The organism is Hymenobacter daeguensis, assembly GCF_054780555.1.
On sequence record NZ_BAAGWC010000014.1, the window covers coordinates 42,607 to 63,626 of the forward strand.

Annotated in this window: 16 protein-coding genes; 13 read left to right on the plus strand and 3 right to left on the minus strand. The window is 65.8% G+C overall.

Going from position 1 to position 21,020, the window contains the following annotated elements; all coding sequences use genetic code 11:
• The first annotated feature begins 107 nt into the window (after window positions 1-107).
• The 6 genes from ACYVHT_RS15430 to ACYVHT_RS15455 all read left to right on the plus strand — a co-directional run bounded on the left by ACYVHT_RS15430 (window position 108) and on the right by ACYVHT_RS15455 (window position 5,887).
• Window positions 108-2,411: an efflux RND transporter permease subunit gene (locus ACYVHT_RS15430; RefSeq protein ID WP_460553602.1), complete on the plus strand. Its 2,304-nt coding sequence runs from the start codon at window positions 108-110 to the stop codon at window positions 2,409-2,411.
• Between the two features lie 90 nt (window positions 2,412-2,501).
• Window positions 2,502-3,338, plus strand: a complete 837-nt coding sequence (locus ACYVHT_RS15435; RefSeq protein WP_460553605.1) for an oxygenase MpaB family protein — start codon at window positions 2,502-2,504, stop codon at window positions 3,336-3,338.
• Between the two features lie 12 nt (window positions 3,339-3,350).
• The gene (locus tag ACYVHT_RS15440) at window positions 3,351-3,719 is read left to right on the plus strand and encodes a ribosomal maturation YjgA family protein (RefSeq protein ID WP_460553608.1); all 369 of its coding nucleotides are present in this window, start codon (window positions 3,351-3,353) and stop codon (window positions 3,717-3,719) included.
• A 42-nt stretch (window positions 3,720-3,761) separates the two neighbouring features.
• A complete protein-coding gene (locus tag ACYVHT_RS15445) occupies window positions 3,762-4,253 on the plus strand; it encodes a hypothetical protein (protein ID WP_460553611.1) in 492 nt (163 codons plus the stop codon).
• A 139-nt stretch (window positions 4,254-4,392) separates the two neighbouring features.
• Window positions 4,393-5,316, plus strand: a complete 924-nt coding sequence (locus tag ACYVHT_RS15450) for an FKBP-type peptidyl-prolyl cis-trans isomerase (RefSeq protein ID WP_460553613.1) — start codon at window positions 4,393-4,395, stop codon at window positions 5,314-5,316.
• A 58-nt stretch (window positions 5,317-5,374) separates the two neighbouring features.
• Window positions 5,375-5,887 carry an FKBP-type peptidyl-prolyl cis-trans isomerase gene (locus ACYVHT_RS15455; RefSeq protein WP_460553616.1) on the plus strand — a complete coding sequence of 171 codons (513 nt, stop codon included), beginning with the start codon at window positions 5,375-5,377 and terminating at the stop codon, window positions 5,885-5,887.
• Between the two features lie 73 nt (window positions 5,888-5,960).
• Here ACYVHT_RS15455 and ACYVHT_RS15460 read toward each other — a convergent pair whose 3' ends face one another.
• The 3 genes from ACYVHT_RS15460 to ACYVHT_RS15470 all read right to left on the minus strand — a co-directional run bounded on the left by ACYVHT_RS15460 (window position 5,961) and on the right by ACYVHT_RS15470 (window position 10,895).
• Window positions 5,961-9,635: a DEAD/DEAH box helicase gene (locus tag ACYVHT_RS15460; protein ID WP_460553618.1), complete on the minus strand. Its 3,675-nt coding sequence runs from the start codon at window positions 9,633-9,635 to the stop codon at window positions 5,961-5,963.
• A 130-nt stretch (window positions 9,636-9,765) separates the two neighbouring features.
• The gene (locus tag ACYVHT_RS15465) at window positions 9,766-10,350 is read right to left on the minus strand and encodes a hypothetical protein (protein ID WP_460553621.1); all 585 of its coding nucleotides are present in this window, start codon (window positions 10,348-10,350) and stop codon (window positions 9,766-9,768) included.
• Window positions 10,351-10,430: 80 nt separating this feature from the next.
• Window positions 10,431-10,895, minus strand: a complete 465-nt coding sequence (locus tag ACYVHT_RS15470) for a hypothetical protein (protein ID WP_460553624.1) — start codon at window positions 10,893-10,895, stop codon at window positions 10,431-10,433.
• 73 nt (window positions 10,896-10,968) lie between these two features.
• Between ACYVHT_RS15470 and ACYVHT_RS15475 the strand changes: the two genes are divergently transcribed.
• The 7 genes from ACYVHT_RS15475 (at window position 10,969) to ACYVHT_RS15505 (ending at window position 20,990) form a co-directional block, all read left to right on the plus strand.
• Window positions 10,969-11,514, plus strand: coding sequence for a hypothetical protein (locus ACYVHT_RS15475; RefSeq protein ID WP_460553627.1), 546 nt, complete (start codon window positions 10,969-10,971; stop codon window positions 11,512-11,514).
• Between the two features lie 16 nt (window positions 11,515-11,530).
• Window positions 11,531-11,890, plus strand: a complete 360-nt coding sequence (locus ACYVHT_RS15480) for a hypothetical protein (protein WP_460553629.1) — start codon at window positions 11,531-11,533, stop codon at window positions 11,888-11,890.
• Window positions 11,891-11,991: 101 nt separating this feature from the next.
• The gene (locus ACYVHT_RS15485) at window positions 11,992-15,153 is read left to right on the plus strand and encodes an SWIM zinc finger family protein (protein WP_460553632.1); all 3,162 of its coding nucleotides are present in this window, start codon (window positions 11,992-11,994) and stop codon (window positions 15,151-15,153) included.
• An 83-nt stretch (window positions 15,154-15,236) separates the two neighbouring features.
• The gene (locus ACYVHT_RS15490; protein WP_460553635.1) at window positions 15,237-16,325 is read left to right on the plus strand and encodes an ATP-binding protein; all 1,089 of its coding nucleotides are present in this window, start codon (window positions 15,237-15,239) and stop codon (window positions 16,323-16,325) included.
• Window positions 16,326-16,409: 84 nt separating this feature from the next.
• On the plus strand, window positions 16,410-17,366 hold the full coding sequence (locus tag ACYVHT_RS15495) for a protein NO VEIN domain-containing protein (protein WP_460553638.1): 957 nt from the start codon (window positions 16,410-16,412) through the stop codon (window positions 17,364-17,366).
• Between the two features lie 321 nt (window positions 17,367-17,687).
• Window positions 17,688-18,590 carry an NAD(P)/FAD-dependent oxidoreductase gene (locus ACYVHT_RS15500; RefSeq protein ID WP_460553641.1) on the plus strand — a complete coding sequence of 301 codons (903 nt, stop codon included), beginning with the start codon at window positions 17,688-17,690 and terminating at the stop codon, window positions 18,588-18,590.
• 63 nt (window positions 18,591-18,653) lie between these two features.
• Entirely contained in the window at window positions 18,654-20,990 is a 2,337-nt protein-coding gene (locus tag ACYVHT_RS15505) for a DUF5682 family protein (protein ID WP_460553644.1), read from the plus strand.
• Window positions 20,991-21,020: the final 30 nt, after the last annotated feature.

Here is a 21,020-nt window from a genome sequence, read left to right on the forward strand (position 1 = left end):
CGGCGGGAACATGCGCCGGACCCGGACCGGCGAAACAATTGCGGAAACCGGGGCGTTGCGGTAGCTACGCCTGCCGTAGGCCTTACGCTGGCCGCCCCCATTCCCTTATGCCCCTTCGCCGTACTGCTTATCTGGCCCTGCTCGTGCTCGGGCTGCTCTCTGCGCTGAGCGCCTACTACGTGGCCCAGCTGCGCTTCAACTACAATTTCAACGACTTCTACCCCGCCGGCGACCCCGACCTGGACTACTACCAGGGCTACACCCGGCGCTTCGGCAACGACAACGACTACCTGCTGCTGGGCCTGGAAGCGACGGCCGGCCAGACGGTATTCGCGCCCGGCTTTCTGGCGCGGGTCGATTCGCTGACGCGGCTGGCCCGGCGCGAGCGGCACGTAATGGCCGTCACCTCCCCCACCACCCTCGCCAACCCCGTGGTGGAGGGCCTCGGCTTCTTCAACCTGCCCTACCTGCACCCCGCCGAGCCCGCCCGCCGCGCCGCCGACTCGACGCTGATTTACCGCACGCCCGGCCTGGTGGGCAACGTGTTCAGCCCCGATGCGCGGGCCGTGACGCTGGTGATTCAAACCACGCCCGACCTCAAAAAGCCGCCCGGCGACTCGCTCCTGGCCACGCTGCGGGGCGGGCTGGCCCGGCTGAAATTCCCGGAGAAGGACTACCACCTGGCCGGCCGGGCCGTGGCCCAATCCGTGTTTGTGGACCGGCTGCAGTGGGAGCTGGCCGTGTTTATGAGTTTGTCGGTGCTGCTCGTCACGGGGCTGCTCTGGTTCACGTTTCGGACGTGGTGGGGCGTGGTGCTGCCGCTGGTGGTGGTGCTGGGGGCCATTTTGTGGGGGCTGGGCGTGATGGGGGCCAGCGGCATCAGCATCGACCTGATGACGGCCCTGCTGCCGGTGATGATGTTTGTGGTGGGCACGTCCGATACCGTCCACATCATCACGCGCTACGTGGCCGAGCTGGGCTATGGGGCCAGCAAAAAAGACGCCCTGTGGGTTACGCTCAAGGAATCGGGGTTTGGCTCGGGGCTGTCGGCGCTCACCACCAGCCTGGGCTTTTTCACGCTGATGACGAGCACCATCCGGCCGATTTACAACTTCGGGCTCTTCACCGGCATTGCCGTGCTGCTGGCGTTTGTGCTCAGCTTCACGCTGTTGCCGGCGCTGCTTATTCTGCTCAAAAAGCCGCAGCTGCGGGTGCCACGCCGGCAGGGCCACAGCTGGGATGGCGTGCTGGGCCGCCTGTTTCGGCAGGTGCTGGTGCGGCGGCGGCTGATTTTTGTGGTGAGTGGGCTGGTGCTGGCGGCTTCCATTGGGCTGGCCACGCGCGTCCGTATCAATTCCTCGCTGCTCGACGACCTCTCCAAGAACGACCCCGTACGGCTCGATTTTGCCTTTTTCGAGCGGAAGTTCGCCGGCGTGCGGCCCTTCGAGCTGGAGCTGAAACCGGCGGGTGGCCGCGACATCTACGACCTGGCCGTGCTGCGCCAGACCGAGCAGATTGAAGGCTATCTGCAAAAAACCTACGGCCTGCGCTTCGCCGCCTCGCCCGTCACGCTGGTCAAGTCGCTGCGCAAAGCCCTGAACGGCGGCGGCCTGGCCGAGTACCGCCTCCCGACCGATTCCACCGAGCTGGCCCGCCTGCGCGGCAAGCTCCGGCTGTTTCGCAAAAAGCCCGAATTCCGGGCCCTGGCCACGCCCGATGCCACCGCCGGCCGCCTCACCGGCCGCATGGCCGACGTGGGCAGCATCCGCGCCGACGCCCTCAACGACGGCCTGCGCCGCTACCTGCGCACCAGCATCGACAGCACCGTGCTGCGCACCCGCCTCACCGGCTCCAGCAATCTCATCGATAAAAACAACGAGAACCTCACGCTGAACATGATAACCGGCATGAGCATCGACGTGGTGATGGTCACGCTCATCGTGCTGGCCCTGTTCCGGTCCTTGCGCATGACGGTGGTGGTGCTCATTCCCAACCTCGTGCCCATCCTCATTGTGGCCGGGGTGATGGGCCTGGCCGGCGTAAGTATGAAGGTGAGCACCAGCATCATCTTCACCATCGCCTTCGGCATCGCCGTCGATGATACCATCCACTTCATCAGCAAGCTACGTCTCACGCTGGCGCACGAGCCCAACCTGTTCCAAGCCGTGAAGCATACCTACCTGCTGGCCGGCAAAGCCGTCATCGTCACCTCGCTCATTTTGGTGGGCGGCTTCTCCACGCTGCTGTTCTCGTCCTTCGACGGCACTTTCTACGTGGGCCTGCTCATCGGCCTCACCCTCCTTTTCGGCGTGGTGGCCGAACTCACGCTGCTGCCGCTGCTGATTCTGTTTTTCTACCGGCACAAGCCGAAGGCCGTCGTGACCCAGGAATTGGCGCTGCCGCACGATTGAGCAACTCGCAGACATGGACAGGATGCCAATTGCCAAGGCTGAAAATCAAAGTTTGTGCGCTAGCTTTGTATTTCAAAGTTCTTTACAAACATGAATTACTTCGTAGCTCCCGATTCCATTGTACGCCGCATCTGGGGCACGGCCGATACCGTGCTGTTCATCTTTGCCGGGGCCGCCGCCGAGTTTGCGCTAAACAAGGCCGTGGACTGGCTCTACTTCACCGGCCGCCTGCCGGCCGACCCGCTGGGCCGCCTGTTTTCGACGGTGGACTACGCCCGCCGCATCGTGTTTGCCGACCGCACCGGGGCCGAAAAAGCCATCGATGCCATTGCTGCCATCCACGCGGCGGTGGAGAGCAAGCGCGGCTACGCCATCCCCGACTGGGCCTACCGCGACGTGCTGTTTTTGCTCGTGGCTTATTCCATCAAAGCTTTTGAGGTGCTGGAACGCCCGCTGACGGATGCCGAGCGAGAGGAAATAGTGGCCGTGTTCTGCCGCGTGGGGCGGCGCATGGGCGTGCCCGGCCTGCCCGCCACGTATGCCGAGTGGCGGGCCGCCCGCGCGCAGCACCTGGCGCAAAACTTGGTGCTGAGTCCCCATTCCATCGACCTCTACCGGCAATACCGCAGGCACCTGGGCGGCCCGCGCTACGGGCTGCTGCGGGCGGTGCAGGGCCTTGTGGTGCCGCCCGGCGTGCGGGCGCAGCTGCACCTGCCCGATGGAGCCTGGATTAGCCCCGCCGTCGCACTCTACTGCCTCACCAAACGCTGGCCCGCCAGCCAATGGGCCAAAAATGCCATGCTCCCGGCCGAGTACCAGGCCCGTATTCAGGCCCTCGATGCGGCGCCGATGGAGCCGGCTCCCCCGTCCGGCGGCGCGGCGGTTCCACGGGGCTGCCCGTTTCACAAAGCCCCGCTCCGGGCGTAAACCGGGCTTCGTATGCTGCGCGTTCACAAAGGATATTTGCTGGCAGCCAGCGGCTTGCTGCTGCTGGAGCTGCTGATTGCCGCATTTGTGCACGACCGGTTTATCCGGCCGTATGCGGGCGATTTTCTGGCCACCATTCTGCTGTATTGCCTGCTCCGAAGCTTCCTGCACGCGCCGGCCTGGAAAGTGGCCGGGGCCGCCCTGGCCATCTCCTACCTGATTGAAGGGCTGCAATACGTGGAATTGCTGGACCGGCTGGGCTGGCACTCGCGGGTGGCGCGCATCGTGCTGGGCAGTCATTTTGAGTGGGGCGACGTGCTGGCCTACACGCTGGGCGGCGGCCTGGCGCTCGCGGCGAGCCTGCGCATCGAGGCCAAGTAAGTGGTTTATAGGCCTGCCGGGCCCGGTCAGCGGTTTTTGCTTATGATTTACCTTTTACTGTTCGGTGTGATTTGCCTGCTGCTGGCGGCGGTTCCCGACACTGCCTGGCGGGGATTGGCGCCGGGGGTAGTGGTGGCGGGCTTGTACCTGCTGAGCCTGCTGATGGCGCGCTGGTCGCGCCTGGCGGCCTGGCAGCAGAAAATCATCGTCGGCGCGGAGCGCATCGACCTGGGCTTTTTCGGCGATGACGGCAGCTATTACGTGCCCACTTATCAGGACCAGGAAACCTGGCAGGGGCTGCTGGCAGGCTTGCCCCTGGCGGCGCTGCTGATATTCCGGCTGGTGCGGCGCGCCCACAACGCCCCCGTGCGCCGCTGCCTGAAGTGGCTTTTCTTCTTCTATGGCGTTGCGGCGCTATATGGCAGCGAAAACGGGTGGTTTCCGGGGCCGGTTGCCAGACCGGCTTTTGGCAATCCGGCGCTTACCGCGCCGCCGCCGGCCGGGGCACCGGCCAGCGCCTATCCTTCAAACTGAAGGCGAGCGGGCCTGTAAGAAGGTAATGGGCAACTTATTGGCCGGCGAAATCATTCTCAGCAATGCCCGGCTATTGGCGGCCGCCGGAGCCGGGGGGCTGCGGGTGCAGCCTCGCCGACTTAATTTCACCAAAAAAACGATGAAAGCAATTATTCCGACCGGCCTGTTTCGGCTGTTTCTGGTGATTTTATTGGGGGCGACGGGCCTGGCGACGACGGCCTGCAAGAAGGACGACCCCGAAATTCAGGACTACAGCGCCGTTGACCAGGACATTATCACGCAATACCTGGCCAGCAAAAACATTACCACCGCCCAGCCGCAGCCCTCCGGGCTCTATTTCCTGCCCGTTACGACCAACGCGAATGCGAGGCGGGTGGCCGTGGGGGCTACCGTATCGGTGCTTTATACCGCGCATTTGCTCGATGCGGCCGGCACGGTGTTCGATGCCTCTTCGCGCCACAACAACGTGCCCATCACCTTCACGGTGGGCGCGGGCCAGCTGATTCCGGGCTTCGAGGAAGGCATTTCGCTCATGCACATCGGCGACCGGGCCGAGCTGCTGATGCCCTCGCGCCTGGCGTATGGGGTATCCACGGCGGGCGGCGCTATTCCGGCCAACTCGGTGGTGCGCTTCGAGGTGGAGGTGGTGGACTACGCGGTGGTCGATGATGGCCTCATCACGCAATACCTGGCCAGCAAAAACATCACCACCGCCCAGAAACAGGCCTCCGGACTTTATTTCCTGCCCGTTGTCACCAACCTCAATGCCGTGCGCGTTAGCCCCGGCGCTACGGTATCGGTGCGCTACACCGGCCATTTGCTCGATGCAACCGGAACCGTGTTTGATGCCTCTTCATTGCACAACAACACTCCGCTCGTCTTCACCGCCGGCCGGGGCCAGCTGATTCCGGGCTTTGAGGAAGGCGTTGCCCTGATGCACAAGGGCGACCAGGCCGAGCTGCTAATCCCCTCGGGACTGGCGTACGGGCCGCAGGGCGCCTCCACTCAGATTGGCCCCAATGCCGTGCTGCGCTTCGAGGTAGAGGTGGTGGACGTGCAATAGGCCCGCCGCCGGGCCGGCAACGAGGCCGCCGTTGATGTTAACTAAAAAGAACCCATTTATGAAAATTCCATTTTCCGCCGGCGCACTTCGGTTTGTGCTGCTGGGCTTGCTGGCAGCCGCCAATGTGGTGCCCAGCGCCTGCAAGAAAGACGACTCCACCACCACGCAGGACTACTCGGGCATCGACGACGCAATTATCCAGAAATACCTCACGGATAATGCCATCACCAACGCCCAGAAGCAGCCTTCGGGCCTGTACTACGTGCCCATTGTTTCGGCTCCCAACGGCGTGCAGGCCACAAGCGGCAAAACCGTTTCGGTGCTCTACACCGGCCGGTACATCGATGGGCGCGTGTTCGATTCGTCGATTGACCCGACCCACCCGTTCAAATTCATCCTGGGTGCCGGCAATGTGATTTCGGGCTGGGACATCGGCATTGCGCTGATGCGCAAGGGCGAAAAGGGCCTGCTGCTGATTCCTTCGGCCCTGGCCTACGGGTCATCGGGCCAGGGGAGCATTCCACCCAACACCGTGCTGCGCTTCGAAGTGGAGCTCACCAACGTGCAGTAAGGACGGATTCACTTTTTACAACTGATTAACCGGGCGTTCCGAGGCTTAAGCGCCCTTGGAGCGCCCGGTTTTTTCAGGCCGAAACCGCCGCATTTCTCACCCGTGCCAGCAGGGCCGCGTGGTGCGGGGCGCGGCACAGAATTTCCTCGTTGCCGAGCAGCACCAGCTGCTGCCGCGCCCGCGTGAGGGCCACGTTGAGCTTGCGGTCCACGGTGCCGTCCTCGTTGGGCGACACCATCAGCTCCAGCTGGTGCTCGTGGTGGCAGCAGAAGCTCACCACGATGACGTCGCGCTGCGAGCCCTGGTAGCGCTCCACCGTATCGACGCTGACCTGGGTGAGGGCAGGCAAATCCAGCTCCACCGCCAGCGCCGCCAGCCGCGCCCGGATGAGCGCCGCCTGGTTGCGGTAGCTGGCGATGATGCCCAGCGTGGTTTCGGGGTTGAAGTTGGGGCCGTAGCCCTGCACCACGTAGGCGGCGGTGCGGGCCGCCAGGTCGGCTTCCTGCGCCGATTCTTTCATGGACAGGTCTTCGGGCTGGCGGCGCGTGGGCACGAAAATCAGCCGCTGGTCGTGCAGCTGCCGCGTGAGGGCATCGGTGGGCGCGGGCCAGGCGGGCCGGCTCAGCGGCTCGTGCTGCCAGGGCATGGGGCAGCGCAGCAGGCCGTTGTAGAAGTCGTCGTTCACCAGCGCCACCAGCTCGGTGTGCATGCGGTAGTGGTCGGCCAGGGTGCCGTGGGCGTGGGGCCAGTGCGCTTCGGCCTTTTTGAACAGGCGCTCGAAGTAGGAATTGCGCAGGTTGCTCAGGCCCAGCTCCTGCTGCAGCAATTCGGCCACTTCCTCGGCCACGGCGCTGGCTTCGGGCTCCTGCGTCACCACAGCGGGCAGCTGGCGGTGGTCGCCGATGAGGATGAACTTGTTGACTTTCGAAAGCAGCGCCAGCATGGGCGCTTCCAGCACCTGGCTGGCCTCGTCCACCACGGCCAGGTCGAACTGCTTGAGGGTGAACAGCTCCGGCTTGCCCAGCAGGCTGGCCACGGTGCCCACGTAGAACGGGCAGTTTTTGAGCCGGTCGCGCACGGCCTGACGCGTGGGGCAGTCGCGCAGCATGTTATCCAGCAGGTACGGCCGGTAGTGCGGCGCCGTGCCCAGGCGCGAGCCCACCCGGATAAACGGCAGCCCGGCGGCCACCAGCTGCTCGCAGATTTCGTCCACGGCGCGGTTGGTGTAGGCGGCCAGCAGCGTGTGCTTGTCCTGTTTGTAGAGCCGTTCGGCCAGCTCACGCAGCACGGCGCGGGTCTTGCCGGTGCCGGGCGGGCCGCAGAGCACAAACCAGTCGGGCGCGGCCAGGGCGCGGGCCACCACCTCGGGGGCCGTGGTAGCGGGCGGCGAAGCCGGTGTCCAGAATTCCGGCTCGGGCTGGCGCGGCGCGGTGCGCGCCAGCAGGCGCTGGCGGCGCTCCGGCGCCAGGCTCAGGAAGGCCGAGATGCCGGCCCACTCGCGGCGGAAGGTGTCGTACGTATCGGGCTCCAGGGCCCAGTGCGAGTGGCCGTGCAGGTAGCGCGGCGCCAGCCGGCGGTTGCGGATGGACAGCACCACGCGGCCGTCGGTGCTCAGGTCTTCGGCCAGCACCACTTTCACCACCTGGGCATCGAGCACACTGAGCGGGGCCGCAACGTGGTCGACCGCAGCCCCGGCCTTGCGGCGCGGGTACAGAATCAGCGTGTCGCCGGCCCGGAAGTTTACTTCCCGCCCACCGGCCGGACGCTGGAAAACCAGGTGCGGCCCCAGGCCGTCGCGGGCATCGTCGTCGGCATTGCTGTGGTCTTCGATTAATTCCAGCTCATCGAGCAGGCTGAAATTCTGGTGCTTGCGGGCCTGGGGCAGCAGCCAGAGGCCGGCCTGACCGCCGGCATCGCCGGGCCGGGCTTCGTCGCCGAGCAGGGTGAGGCGCATCTCACGGGCCGAGAAGCGAATCAGCTCCAGGCAGTAGGCGCGCTCCACGAGGTCGGCGGCGGCCCAGGCATTGGCCACGTGCTGGGCTTTTTCGCGGCCGAAGCTGGGCAGGCCGGCCAAATCGGGCTTGATGACGGGCGCGAGCAGCTGCCGGGTCTGGCGCGGGCCGGTGGCGCGGGCCAGCTGCAGCTCCACGCCCACCAGCTGGTTGCGGGCGTTGAGCAGGCGGTCAATCAGGGCCTGGTCCTGGTCCACGCGGCGCACGGCGCTCTGGCCATCGGCGGCGTTGGAATACAGGATGCTGGTGCGCCCCCGGCCGGCCGTTTCGCCGTCGGCCCCGAAAACGGATTCGAGCAGCAGGCGGTAGAGCTGGGCCTGGGCGGTGTGGTTGGTCCAGGGCGGGCCGCCGGGCACCGACTTCGAGCTTTTCAGCTCGATGAGGTCGTAGCCGGTAGGGCTTTCGTGGAGCAGGTCGAGGCGGCCCTGCAGGCCGTAGGTGGCCGAGAGAAAGGTGGGTTCGAGGAAGCAGTCGGTCACGCGCAGGCGCTGCTGCTGGTAGCCGGTGCGGCTGTCGGCCACGAAGCCGCGCCGCTGGGTGTCGCGCAGGGTGCGGTGGTGGCGGCGCAGGTCGGCGAACAGCTCCGGCACGCCGTTGCGGGTCTGGAACTCGGGCAGGGTGCTGAGGGCCAGCGGCGCGAGGCGAAACAGCCGCTTGTGCAGGAAGTGCTCGAGGTCGAAATCGGCGTTGGCGGGCGCCTCACCCCCCGGCTCCCTCTCCGATGGAAAGGAGGAGCCAGACGTAGCAGAGTCGAACGTATTTTCTACACCGTTGAAAATATTCCTGGAGAAACCCTGCCCAGGACGGGCTTTTTCCAAGAGCGCCGAGAATGAAGCTTTCCGCTGCTCCAGCGTCAATTCTTCATTCTTCATTCTTAACTCTTCATTCCTCGCCGCGTGGCTCACTTCCTCGTCCAGCAGCATGTTCACCAGGTTACCCAGCACCAGTGGGCGCGAGGTTTCATCGGGCAGAAAGGCGCTGATGAGGGCCCATTCGGGGATGGTGCCGTCCTTCTGGGCGCACTCGGCCACGGTGGTCACGCTGATGAGGTAATCGGGCTCCAGCACCACGCGGCGCGGCTGCACGCGGCCATCGGGCCGCAGCACCGGGCCGATGAGGTGCAGCGTGGGGTGCAGCACGGCCGCCGTGGGCAGCAGGCTGGCGTAGGCCTCGGGCAGCACCAGCTCGAACGGGCCGGCGGGGCGGCCGTCGGCGGGCTTGTCCATTTCCACGGTCAGCTCGCCGGTGGCCAGGTTGGTGGCCAGCACGTGCACGCGCCAGGCTTCGAGGGGCGTGGCGGGCGGCAGCGGAATGGCCGCCTGGGCAGCCAGCGCGGCTTCGAAAGCGGCCTGCTCGTTTTCCTGCAGGCCGGCATCGGGCGGGAGCTGCAGGGCGGGGCCGTCGTAGAGCACGCCGGTGAGCTGCTCAATCAGCTCCACCACGGCGTTGAAGCCCGAGGCCGCTTCGGCCACGGTGCCGGGGTAGCTTTCGTGCAGCACCAGGTTGGCGCTCAGGCGCAGGGCCTGCAGCTGGTGACGCAGGCGGCCCGTGAGCTCGTGCTCATACGCCACAAAGCCAATGGCCTGGCTGAGGTTGCCGAAGCTCACGCCCCGCCGCTTGTACTCGTCGCGCAGCACGGCTTCGAGCAGCTTGCGCAGGCGCGGGAGCTGGTCGGCGGGCGTGGCGGTGGCATCGGTGGCGAGGGCCGCGAGGCGCGGAAAATAGCGGGCAGGCATACGTTTCAGCGGTAGAACAAGGTTAAAAGTACCGCTGAGGGAGGGATTTTTAATTGTCCGGGCGCTGGAAATCACGGAAACGGCCACCGTCGTGCCGGGCGCAGCCGAAGCCTGACCGTTCACCACCCTCCTACTCTCCCACCCGCTCAAACACTTCGCCGTCGGCCAGCTCGTAGCGCACCAGGCCGGCCTGCTTGTCCCAGTGAAAGGCTTTCAGGCGGCCGGTCCCGTAGTTTTTGGCGTTCTGGCCATCGCGAAAGACGTAGGCGGCCGGATAGGTTTTCCCGGTGCTCAGGGTGCAGGGCTCCGGCAGCAGCACGTCGGTGGGCCCGATTTTCTGGCCGGCCGGCAGCGGGTATTCCAGGCCGCAGATGCTGAACTGCAGCCGGCCCGGAATAGTGGGCCTGGTTTTATCGATGACGATGCTGAGATGGGGCGATTTAGGGTCGTACTGCGTGGCCGATTCCAGGCCGTACTGCACGTGAATGGGCTGGTAAGACCCTGATTCCAGCTTGTTGCAATCCGTGTTGCTAAACCATTCGCGCTGCGCAAGCAGCGTCATGGTATTGGCGTTGCCGCGGTTGCTGCGGAAGCTGATGGTCGTGCCCTTCGGATGGTTGGGAAACCAGGCCCGTTCCTCGGGCGTGAGCTGCACCTGCTCGCAGGTGCCGCAGCCGGTGGTGAGCAGCAAAAGGAATGAGAGGAGCTTTTTCATGGGCGGGCGCTGGCGGGGCTGTTTTGCCGCGTTCCAGCCGCCTGGCATCTTACGGCGCCCGGCGGGGCAAGGCTGCGCGGCTACCGGGCCGCCGTCAGGCCCATGGGGGCGGCCAGGGCACCTTCCTCGTACATGTTGAGGTAGAGCTTCAGGGGCTCTTTGCGGCCCTTCCAGGTGACGGTGTACACGTCGAGCTGGCCTTCGTTGTCTACGCCGCCGGCATCGATTTTAAACGCGCAGCAGCTGCCTTCGCGCTGGTATTCAAGGGGCTGCCCCTTGGGGCCGAGCAGGGCGTTGAGGTAGCGCTGCTGGTTGCGGGCCCCGGCCTCCTTGCCGCCGCCAACTCGCACGGGGTTGGTTTCCGTAAAGCCGTAGGTGGCGTCGGCGCTGGTTTCCTGAATGAGGAAGGGCAGCACGCCGCTGGCCCCTTTCTCGTGCAGGCCCTCCGACACGGCCCCGCCGTAGGTGGGCGGGGTTTTCAGGCGCGTAGTTTCGCAGCTCCACACGCTCAGCGCCCCCAGCAATAAGGCGCTGGCTTTCTTCATTATCCGGATTTTATTCATGCCAATGCCGTTTTCACACTTGTCTTCCAGCCTGCAAAGAACTACACGCCGGCCAATGTTTCGCGTTTTTTTCTCGGCTGTAGGCCTGCTAACGGCGCTTTCGGCCACTGCCCAGGAGCCCGCCGTGACGCCCGACAGCCGCCTGCCCGGCCTGCTCCAGCAGCGCGCCGTGCTCACCCGGCGCTACGCCGAAGCCAGCGCCCAGCGGCATAGCCTGTTCGGCAATAAGCCCTCCAAAAAAGACCTGCAGGAAGTGGTGGACGCCCTGCAGGGCATCGTGGACAAAGACCAGCAGATTGTGGACGTGCTCAACGAAACCGCCCAAAAAGCCACTTCGACCTCGGTGCGGCTGGCCGCCACCACCACCCACCTCGAAACCAGCTCCCGCGACGACCGCAACCTCACCGCCCAGCGCCTGGCCGAGCTGGAAAACGAGGCCCAGAACCTGCGGCAGCGCGAGAAGCAGCAGCTGGCCCGGCAGCGCGACCTCGAAGCCGAAGTGGCCGAAGCCAAGCAGGGGCATTTCGTGCGCGATGCCCTGATTACCGCCCTGGCGCTGGCCTGCGTGGGCCTGGTAGTGGCCTTGCGGCGGCGGAAGTAGGCCGTACTTTCACCCCATGTCTGCCACCTTTCCCTTCCAGGTGACGGCCGCCCCGGCCGCCGTCATGCCCGAGTACCAGCTGCTCATTTTCGCCGATGTGAGTGGGCTGGAGGCGTATTACCAGCTGTTTCAGCACTATGGCTTCGGTGGCACCGCCGATTCCTGGGCCGAGCACATCGAAACCATCATTGAAGACACGCAGCCCGGGCTGCTGGAGGAGCTGGAGTTTGGCGAGGGCGGGCACACGTTTGTGGCCTACGCCAGCGGGCCGGTGGCCGTGGCCGATTTCATGGCCTGCGTGGGGCCGCATTTCGACACCCTGCCGCACTTGCGGCAGTACCTGAGCCGGGCCGACCCGGACGACTTTTTTGCGTGAAACGTGTAGCGACGCCCCCTGGCGTCTCTGCTGCGCTTTGGCCCTGCCCGACGCACAAGCTAAAGCATGTGCTACATACATTTGGGGCCTACCCCGCTCCCATGATTTCCTTCACCGAAGCGCAAGCCCAGTCCCTCATCACCGACCCCGGCACCCTGAAAAGAGGCCAGGAGCTGCTGAAACCCGCCAAATGGGCCAACCTGGGCCGCACCGATACGGCCGCCTGGGGCGAGTGCGCCGGCAGCGGCTCCCGGCCCTACCTCACCGGCATCGACCTCACCGAGCCGGCCTTCAAGTGCAGCTGTCCCAGCCGGGTATTTCCCTGCAAGCACGGGGCCGGGCTGCTCCTGCTCATGGCCCGGCAGCCGGAGCTGCTAACGGGCCACACGCCGCCCGCCTGGCTGGCAGAATGGCTTCAGAAGCGCCAGCAAACCCAGGAGAAAAAGGTTGAAAAAGCGCCCAGCAGCCCGGCCGCTGCCGCGACGAACGTTTCTTCAGGAGCTCCCTCAGCAGTACCACCACTCCACAACGAAAACGCTCCATCAGGCTCCCCCTCTCCGCGGGAGAAGGGGCCGGGGGGGGAGGTTCCAGCAGCCAGTGACCTCGCCGTCGACCCGAAGCGCTTGGCCCGCATGGCGGCCGGGGCCGACGACCTCGCCGCCTGGCTCGAAGACCTGGTGCGGGCCGGCTTGGCCACCCTCAACCAGCAGCCCGCCAGGTTCTGGGAAAGCCAGGCCGCCCGGCTGGTCGATAACCAGCTGCCCGGCCTGGCGGCTGCCGTGCGCGAGCTGGCCACGCTGCGCCACGCCCACGCCGACTGGCCCGCGCGCCTGCTGGGCCGCCTCGGCGAGCTGTACCTGCTGGTGCGCGCCTTCCGGAACCTGCCCAGCCTCGGCCCCGATGCCCGGCCGGAAATCCTCCAGCAGGTCGGCATCAACCTCAAAAAAGAAGACCTGCTGGCCACCGCCGCGCCCGTGGCCGATGCCTGGCGCGTGCTGGGCCAGTTCCGCTGGGACGAGGACCGCCTCAGCGCCCGCCGCACCTGGCTGAGTGGCCGCCACACCGGCCGCACGGCGCTGGTGCTGGAGTTTTCCTTCGGCGGGCAGCCGTTCGGCACGCCGTTCATTCCGCACGGCAGCTACCTCGGCGAGGTGGCTTTTTACCCCGGCCTGCTGCCCTTGCGGGCCGCTCCCGTCAGCGTAAAGTTCGATGGCACCGTGCCGCCCGGCGCGGTGCCGGCGGGCCAGTCCATCAGCCAGCTGCTGCACGACTACGCCGCGGCCCTGGCCCGCCAGCCCTGGCTGCGCGAGTGGCCTGCCACGCTCAGCCAGGTGCTGCCCACGCCCCTGCCCGATGGCCGCTGGCAGCTGCACCACGCCACCGAGGCGGGCATTTTGCCGCTGCGGCTCGGTGATGAGAACTTTGGCTGGCAGCTGCTGGCCGAGAGCGGCGGGCAGCCGGTCACGCTTTTCGGGGAGTGGGATGGGCAGGCGTTCCGGCCGCTCACTGGGTGGAACGCCGGCGAAACCGCCCTGGCCGCTCCCGCACCGGCGCCAAGAGCATCGGTGGGCCGGCAGCAGGATGCCGACGCTGAAGCCGCTGCGCACGCCCCCCGGACGCAGGATGCCAGCGCCAATGCCGGCACCGGCCCGGCCCGGGCGGTTGATGCCGCGAAACTGCTGCGCATTGCCCTGCTTGGCACCCGCCAGAGCGGCGAAGTCGTTCCGCCCTTCCCCACGCCGGCCGATTCTGCCGAGCAGCAGCTGCTGCTGGCCGCCGGCACCCTGGCCCTGATGCGCAAGGCGGGCCACCAGCCAGCCCCGGCCACCGGCCCGCCCCTGACGCCCGCGCCGGCCGAGCGCCTGCCCGCCATTGGCCCCAAGGGCACCGACTACCTCCACCAGATGCTTGTCAACGGCCTGCACCCGGAGCTGGTGCCCGACTACCTCACCAGCGTGGCCGCCCGCCACCGGCTGGTGCCGCCGGCGCTGCTGGTGCCGCTGCTGCACCAGGCCGGCGCCACGGCCGAAACGCGGGCCGCAGCGCCCCCCGTGCTGGGCAACCGGGGCCACTGGCTGGCCAGCCTCAACCCCGCATGGGTCAGGCTGACTGATGGTACCTCCACCACGGCCGAGGCCAACCCCGCCACCTGGGAAACCGGCACGCTGGCTCAGCGCCGCGCCTGGCTCACCGAGCGCTTTGCCCAGGCCCCCGACGAAGCCCGCGCCCTGCTCCTGGCCGCCCTGCCCGGCGAGCCCGCCAAAACCCAGGAGGCGTTGCTGGAAATTCTGGGCAACCACCTGCACCCCGATGCCGAGCCCACGCTGGAAGCCCTGCTCAGAGCGCGGGGCCAGGACGTGCGCCGCCTGGCGGCGGGCCTGCTGGTGCGGCTGCCCGGCGCAGCCCTCGTCGGACGGCTGTGGGCGCGGGCCGTGCCGCTGCTCAGCACTCGGCGCGGCCTGCTGGGCCTCGGCAAAGCCACCCTGGACATCCGCCTGCCCGATGCCTGGGATAAGACCTGGCTGCTGGATGGCATCGAAGAGCAAAACACCCATTTCAGCTACTTGGCCCGGGCCAATGGCCGGACCCAGGCCATTGGGGCCGGCGCGGCCCGTCTGGCCAACCTGCTGGCTTGGGTGCCCGTCGACCGCTGGGTGGCGCAGCTCAACGCCACGCCGGCCGAGCTGCTGGCCCAGGCGCTGGCCTCTGACTGGGCCATGCCGGTGCTCATGGCCTGGGCCGAAAGCGCGGCCACTCACCAGAGCCCGCGCATCGCGGCGGCCTTCGTGCAGCTGTGGCTGGAGCAGGCTGCCAGCCTCGCGCAGGCCGGCATCCAACTGCCGCTGTGGAAGCTGGTGCCCCTGCTGCCCGCCGCCGAGCAGCAACGCCTGCTGCTGGTGCCGCTGCTCAGGCGCCTGAACCGGCCCGCCGGCACCTGGGAAGGCGATTGGGAACTGCTGGAACAGACCCGGGTGCTGCCGGGCCCCTGGCCGTGGGCCCTCACGGCCGCCACGCTGGCCGTGGTGGCCCGCCACACGGCGGACACCGCGCTGGCGCTGCCATACCTGCCCCGCGAGCGGTACCGCTTTGGCTACTTCGTGAGCGAAACCCTGCGCGACCACATTGCGCCCACCGATGCCGCCGCCGCCCAAAAGCTGCTGGCCGAAATTCCGGATGCCCACGACTTTTACCGAACCCAGTTCCAGCTTTTTGCCGACACCCTGAAATTCCAGGCCGATTTGGCGGCCTCCCTGCACGAATAAACAAGCCCGTCAGGCTGAGCGCAGCCGAAGCCTGACGGGCTGATTGACCGCAAACCCTTTCCATTTCCCATCCCAACCCGACCATGACCCCGACCCTGCTCCGCCCCCACGCCGAAGACCTCTACGCCGAAGAGCTGGCCGCCCTCAAGGCCCTCGATACCAGCCGCCCCAAGCCGCCCGGCTGGCACCTCTCGCCCTGGGCCGTGGTGACCTACCTGCTGGGCGGCCAGCTCGATAACGGGTTTGAGGTTGAGCCCAAGTACATCGGGCAGCGGCGGCTGATGGAAATTGCCGTGGCCACCCTAGCCACCGACCGCGCCCTGCTGCTGCTCGGCGTGCCCGGCACGGCCAAAAGCTGGGTGAGCGAGCACCTCACCGCCGCCATCAGCGGGCACACCAACCTGCTGGTGCAGGGCACCGCCGGCACCGCCGAAGACAGCCTGCGCTACTCCTGGAACTACGCCCGCCTGCTCGCCGAAGGCCCTTCCCTGAGTGCGCTGGTGCCCAGCCCGCTCTACAAAGGCATGGAAACCGGCCAGTTCGTCCGCATCGAGGAGCTGACGCGCATCCCCTCCGACGTGCAGGACACCCTGCTCACGATGCTCTCGGAAAAGGTGCTGCCCATCCCCGAGCTGAGCACCGAAATTCAGGCCCGGCAGGGCTTCAACGTCATCGCCACGGCCAACGACCGGGACCGGGGCGTGAACGAGCTGAGCAGCGCCCTGCGCCGCCGCTTCAACGCCGTGGTGCTGCCCCTGCCCGCCACCCTGGCCGAGGAAGTCCACATCGTGCAGACCCGCGTGGCCAAGCAGGGCCAGGCCCTGCAGCTGCCCGTCGAAGCGCCCGCGCTGGAGCAAATCAGCCGCCTCGTCACCATCTTCCGCGAGCTGCGCCAGGGCGTGACCGACAACGGCAAAACCAAGCTCAAGAGCCCCAGCGGCACCCTCAGCACCGGCGAGGCCATCTCGGTGATGAACTCCGGCCTGGCCCTGGCCGCCTACTTCGGCGACGGCACCCTGCGCGCCCACGACCTGGCTGCCGGCCTCACCGGCGCCGTCATCAAAGACCCCACCCCCGACCGCGTGGTCTGGCTCGAATACCTCGAAACCGTGGCCAAGGAGCGCGAGGGCTGGAAGGATTTGTATAGGGCCTGCCGGGAGGTGGTGGAGTAAGTTTTGGTATGCAAAAATTTGATTTGGATAGTAATTAGTTTAGGTTTCTTTTAGCCTCAATTCACAACCTAAACGACCTATAGAATGGACCGCATTGTTTTCTTTCGCATTGGCTGGATGAAAAATTACACTGGCCCCAAAATCAGTGATACCATTTCTGGGGGAGGGTCCTGGCCGGAGAAAGGAGAAGTTTATAATTATTCAGTATTCAAAAAAAGCTGCTACGGATACGTTCAACCTCCAAGCAATGCCAGCGGCATCAACCTGTCTCGTATTGATGCTGGTGCTACTGGAAGCAGCCTTGCCGATGTAACCGTTGTATGGATTGCCAATCGCCCAGGTGGCGGTTCTTTCATTATTGGCTGGTATCGTCATGCAAAAGTCTATGCCACGTTGCAACCGGCCACCCCAGCATTTAAACGTAATTATGGGAAAGGTGATATCGGCTATTTCGCAAAAGCGAAAGAAGCTGACTGCACGCTTCTGGATGACGATGAAAGGCTATTTGAAGTACCGCGAGGAGAAGGTTATCCAGGTCGCAGCAATACCTTTTATCAAGATAAAAATCCGCTTTTTGCAGCGAGCGTTTTAGCTTATATTAATGCAGGTGGTTTAATAAAAGACAAGAGCAAATCCAAAGACGAACGGGCGCGGCAACCAGACATTCTAAAGCGAATTGCGGTAGAGAAAGCGGCAATAGATGCCGTGGCTACACATTACACCAGCATAGGTTATGGTGTTGTTTCTGTCGAGAAGGACAACGTTGGTTGGGACTTGACTGCAACTCGTGGTCGGCGCACCCTAAACTTGGAAGTCAAAGGATTATCAGGGACATCGCTTATGGCCGAACTGACGCCGAATGAATACCAGCATCTTTTGAAAAAGTCGCTAGACTATAAGCTATGTATCGTCTGCAACGCATTGACCACGCCTGAACTGCATATTTTTTCCTACGAGAATAATGGCAATTTTTGGTCTGACTCAAATGGTAATCAATTGCGTTTTCAAGAAATGATGAGTGCCAGAGTGTCGGCAGGCTGATTTGACAGGGTATCCTTAGCTCTATCTCTAGTTGATTCGAGTTCAGATAATTTCAGCATATTCCTTCAACCACCCCCGACTCCACACCTGCCACTAGGACATATTCAAGCGACATTAGAATATTTTCCAGGTCCAGAACCGTATCCGCAGGTGTCAGTAGGATATCTTTCATAGGAAGTAAGATATCTTTTAGCGCCAGCAGGATATCTGCCGGGTGCAGCAGTGTGTCGGTGGGCAGAACAGTTTTTTTGTAAGGGAATCCAGCCCGCCCGCGTCCGTCCCGATGGCCCGCACGCAGCGCGGCTGCTCTCATCCTTCTCAATGCCTGATTTCGACGCTATTATCATCGGCGGGAGCTACGCCGGCCTTTCGGCCGCCATGGCCCTGGGCCGCTCCCGCCGCCGCGTGCTCCTCCTCGACACCGACCGGCCCTGCAACCGCCAGACGCCCCACTCCCACAACTTCCTCACCCAGGACGGGGCCACGCCGGCGGCCCTGCGCGCCCAGGCCCTGGCGCAGGTGCAGCATTACCCCACCATCGAACTGCGGGCTGAGGAAGCCCTGACCGCCAGCACGGTTGCGGACGGCTTCCGCATCGAAACCGCCGCTGGTTCCAGCTTCACGGCGGCGCGGCTGCTGCTGGCCACCGGCGTCGCGGACCTGCTGCCGGCACTGCCCGGCTTTGCCGAGTGCTGGGGCATTTCGGTGCTGCACTGCCCCTACTGCCACGGCTACGAAGTGCGTGACCAACGCCTGGGCGTCATCGGCAACGGCGACACGGGCTTCGATTTTGCCCGCCTGATTCACCACTGGTCGCGGCAGTTCACCCTCTTCACCGATGGGCCTTCTACGCTCAGCACTGCCCAGCAGCAGGCGCTGGCCCGCCACGGCATCGGCATCGTGGAAACAGCCCTGGCCCGCATTGCCCACGAGCAAGGGCAGCTGCGGGCCGTGCAACTGGCCGATGGCGCCACGCACCCGCTGGACGCGGTATTTGCCCGGGTGCCGTTTCAGCTGCCTGGCACCCTGGCGCAGCAGCTTGGCTGCGTGCTTACCCCAATGGGCCATGTGCAGGTCGATGACTTCCAGCGCACCAGCGTCGGGGGCGTGTTCGCGGCCGGCGACAATACAACGCCTATGCGAGCGGTTTCGGCGGCGGTGGCCGCTGGCGGCAAGGCCGGCGCATTCATCAATAAGGAGCTCATCGAAGAAAATTTCGGCTAGCGCGGGGCCGGTTGGGCGGGGTGTTGTTCATTTGCAGGCCCTGCCCAATTCCCTGTTCTTCCCATGCCCACCGACCTCCGCCTGTTCGGCATTCGCCACCACGGCCCCGGCAGCGCCGCCAGCCTCGTGGCCGCGCTCGACGCTTTCCGGCCCGATATCGTGCTGCTGGAGTGCCCCGCCGATGCCGAAGCCGCCCTGGCCACGGCCACCCACCCGGAGCTGGTGCCGCCCGTGGCCCTGCTCGTTTATAACCCGAAGCAGCAAGGACAGGCGTCGTTTCTGCCGTTTGCCGAGTTTTCGCCGGAGTGGCAGGCGGTGCAGTGGTGCGCCCGCCACGGGGCGCACGTGCGGTGCATGGATTTGCCGATGAGTCTGCGGTTTGGGATGAAGGACGCGGTGGTGGACCTGACGTCAACCTCACCCCCTGACCTCCTCTCCTCAGGAGAGGGGGAACCGGCCCATGAGGACGATTTGTCTGAAAAAGCGGAAGAGCGCATAACCGGTGCCCCCTCTCTTTTGGAGAGGGGGTCAGGGGGTGAGGTTCCCCCAGATGGTGAGGCAAACGCAGAAACCGACCCCGTGGCCTACATCGCCCGCCTGGCCGGCTACACCGACTCGGAGCAGTGGTGGGAAACCCACCTCGAGCACGCGCCCGGCAACGCCGACACCTTCGCCGTGGTGCTGGATTTGATGACGGCCCTGCGCGAGGAATTGAAACGCCCCGAAACCGAAGAAACCCTGCTCCGCGAGGCTTTCATGCGCGAAACGCTGCGGGCTACGCTGGCCCAGGGCTACCCGCGCGTGGCGGTGGTGTGCGGGGCCTGGCACGCGCCGGTATTGCAGCCCGACTTACGCAAAAAAGAAGACAAAGCCCGCCTCAAGGGCCTTAAAAAGGTCGCCACCGAAACCACCTGGATTCCGTGGACTTACGAGCGGCTGTCGTTCAGCTCGGGCTACGGGGCGGGCGTGCTCTCGCCGGCCTGGTACGAGCTGCTGTTTGCCCAGCCCCGCGCCGAGGTGCTGACGCACTGGATGGTGCGCGCTACCCGCCTACTGCGCGGGCAGGACGTGGACGCGTCTTCGGCCCACGCCATTGAGGGTGTGCGGCTGGCCGCCGCGCTGGCCGCCGTGCGCGGGCTGGCCCTGCCGGGCATCGACGAGCTGCAGGAAGCCGCCGTGGCCATCCTGGGCGGGGGCTACGCCGAGCCGCTGGCGCTGGTGCACCAGGAGCTGGTGATTGGGGTGAAGCTGGGCGAGGTGCCGGCCGGCCTGCCCGCCACGCCCCTGCAGCAGGACCTGGCCCAGCAGCAAAAGTCCCTGCGCCTCAAGCCCGAAGCCGTTTCGAAGCCGCTCGACCTCGACCTGCGCCAGCCCGCCCAGCGCGACCGCAGCCACCTGCTGCACCGCCTGCGCCTACTCGACATCAACTGGGGCGAGCCCGGGGAAGTGACCGGCAAAAGCGGCACCTTTCACGAAATCTGGACCCTGGAATGGGAACCCGAAATGGCCCTGGCCGTGATTGAGGCCGGCCGTTGGGGCAACACCGTGCTGGCCGCCGCCGCCGCCCGCGCCACCGCCCGCGCCGCCGAAGCCACCCGCCTCGAAGCCGTGAGCCGGCTGCTGGAAGAAGCCCTGCGCGCCGACCTCGGCCCAGCCATTCCGGCGCTGGTGGCCCGCCTCGAAACCATCGGGGCCGATACCCGCGACGTGACCCACCTGCTGGCCGCCCTGCCCCCGCTGGCCCAGGTGCTGCGCTACGGCAACGTGCGCCGCACCGATACCCGGCAGGTGGCCCAGGTAGTGCACCAGCTGGTGCCGCGCCTGTGCATCGGCCTGCCGGCCGCCTGCGCCGGCCTCGACTATGCCGCCGCCAGGCCGCTTCTGGCCAGCATCGAAGCCACTCACCAGGCCATTCGCCTGCTCGAAAACCCTGCCCACGAAACCGATTGGTACGCCGCGCTGGCCGCCGTGCAGCGCAACGCCGCTACCAACGGCCTGCTGGCCGGGGCCGCCGCCCGCCTGCTTTTCGATGCCCGCCAGGCCGATTCCGACGCCACGGCCACGGCCCTGGGCCTGGCGCTGGCCCCCGCCCAGCCCACCGACTACGCCACCGCCTGGATTGAAGGCTTCCTGCGCGGCAGCGGCCTGCTGCTCATCCACCACCGCGAGCTATTCGACCTGCTGGATGCCTGGCTGGGGGAGCTGAAGGAGGACACTTTCCGCGAAATCGTGCCCCTGCTCCGCCGCGCCTTCACCGACTTCTCGCTGCCCGAGCGCCGCCAGATTCTGGAAATAGCCAGTACGGATGCCCCCGCTTCGGCCACCCCCGAATCCCTGGACTTCGACTGGGAGCGCGGGGCGCAGGTGCTGCCGGGGCTGCGCGAGCTGCTGGGGGTCTAGGCTTTGGGCTGTTCCGGAACGGGGCGGCGG